The following is a 2,460-nucleotide window of genomic DNA, read 5'->3' as shown; positions in this document are numbered from 1 at the left end:
TGTAGGAAGCATAGATGCTTTATCTCTAGCAGCAGGTGGAGATAATAGCTTTGGTGTAAGTGGAGGAAGTGCTGTTGGAGCTGGGGCAATAGAACCTGCTTTACCAGCAGGAAGTATAAAAATTCCTTTATCAGCGTATGTAGGAGAGAGCACATCTTCTAGACTATTAGCTTCATTTTATAACTCTATACCTAATGGATATCATGTATATAGACATACTGATGGTAGAGATTATCTAACTCCTGATGATCCTACTACTCCTAGTGCATTCCAACACAAAGACGGTTGGTATGTAAGCAATGATGGTAAACTAGCTATTGGTCAAGATGATGCTAAAGACCTAGCAGTAACTAGCACAGCAAAAGCTTCAAACTATCCAGATGATGGCTCAGTAGCTAAGATAGTAAATCCTAATCCAAGTTTAAGAGTGTTTGGATCGGATAATATAGATAATATAACCGTAGACGGTGCACAAATAGCGTCTGTGCTTGGAGGAGTTGGAAACGATAACGTTGATCTCAAAAACGGTGCCAAAGTCTTTGGCGTTTCCGGCGGTTCAGGAAGCGATAATATAACCGTAGAGGGTGGCTCAAAAGTAGATACATTACTAGGTGATAATAAAACTAAAAATGATGTACATGAAAAAGCATATCAAGCAAGCCAAGGAAAAAATATAGATATAGAAGATAACGGTGCTGCTGGTGATACCATAAAAGTAAGCGGAAACGGAACGCAGGTCAGATTCATAGGCGCTGGCAACGGAGACGACGATATAACCGTGGATAAAGGCGCAAAAGTAGGTCTTATACAGGCCGACGAAGGAAACGATAAGGTAACCGTAAGCGATAGCGGAACTTACGTTAGCGGTATAAACGGTAGAGGCGGCGATGACGAGATATTGGTAGAAAAAGGCGCTAAAGTAGACGGTATAGTCGGAAGATGGGGTAACGATAAGATAACCGTAAAAGATACCGGTACCGTCGTAACCGAAAACATAGAAGGCAACGAAGATAGCGATACTATTAAAATTTTAGACGGCGCAAAAGTAAAAGGATACGTTAGTGGCGGACGCGGCGAAAGCCCTAGCATATATGGCGGAGCTGCAGATTCTGATAAGGATAACATTACTGTTGAAAACTCTACTGTTGAGGGAGTTGTAGAAGGCGGTATATGGGGCGGCAATGATGAAATGAAAATTAAAAATTCTCATATAGGCGGAATATCCGGCGGAAACGGCGAAAATAAGATAGATATTTCAAATGTTACTAATTTAGATGCAAAGACTGTTTGGGGTAATAAATTTAAGGATATCATAAATATTGACGGAACGCTCATAAATTCCGAAATTAAAACAATTGAGGGCGAAGATATCGTTAATATTAACGCTGGAGCGACAATAAATAAGATCGATATAAATACGGGAGCTGACAAAGATACTGTAAATATCAATGCTAATATTACTGCTGATGTTGGCAATCAATCAAATATTATGACCGAGGGTGGCATAGATAAAGTAAATATCGCTAGCGGGGTAACGCTCACTAGCACCGTTATTAATACCGGTGCCGGCGAGGAGACTATAAAAATTAACGACGGCAAAACAGCCAACGGCGATCGTATAGTATTTGATAGCTCTTCTTTAAATACTGGAGCGGATAACGATATAGTAGAGGTTACTAATACCACGTTTATGAATAGTAATAATAGAGGTTTATCTGAGTTAAGAACAGACGACGGCGACGATAGAATTACTATAAAAGAGGGAACCATATTCCAAGATGCGTCTTATGTATTTGCTGGAAATGGCAATGATACTATAACGCTAGAGAGCGGTGCTAAATTTATCGGCGGTAACGTATATGCACATGATGGCGACGATAAGGTATATGTTAACGGAGCAGAATTTACAAATGGTGGCGTAAACGGCGGAGCAGGTGATGATGAAATTTACATTAACGATGGTTCAAAATTTGATAATGGCAACATAAGGACCGAAACCGGAAATGATAAGATATTTATCAACAAAGGTGCAAACTTAATGAATAATACAGTTGTCGAAGCTGGAGCAGGCGACGATGAGATCACGATCGAAAAGGGTGCAATCTTGAATGATACAAAAATCGACGGCGGAGCCGGATTTGATACATTAAAAGTAGCTGACAATAGCATAGACTTTAGCCATGTTAAAAATATCGAAAAACTAGATATGACTAATGGAGAAAAGACAACCTTATCTCTTACAGCTAGCAATGTTCAAGATATATTACGTGATAGTAATGAGAATAAGCTAAAAATAGATGGTGATAGTAACGATGAGCTTACTCTTGGAAGTAGTTGGACTAAAGGTGCTAGTTCTGGTGGTTATACTACTTATACTAGTGGTACAACTACAATCGAAGTTCAAGACCAAATACACGTACTTTAATATCTAGACTTTTAATCCCAAAGGAAATTCCTTTG

At 39.3% G+C, this 2,460-nt stretch carries 1 protein-coding gene; it reads left to right on the top strand.

Annotated elements, in window-relative coordinates; genetic code table 11:
• On the top strand, nucleotides 1–2,425 hold a 2,425-nt coding region (locus A3854_RS09605; RefSeq protein WP_180378658.1), incomplete at its 5' end, for a hypothetical protein.
• Between the last annotated feature and the right edge of the window lie 35 nt (nucleotides 2,426–2,460).

It is taken from the genome of Campylobacter concisus, from assembly GCF_002092845.1.
Classification (GTDB): Bacteria; Campylobacterota; Campylobacteria; order Campylobacterales; family Campylobacteraceae; genus Campylobacter_A; species Campylobacter_A concisus_AQ.
This window is presented reverse-complemented; position numbering and strand designations above follow the sequence as displayed.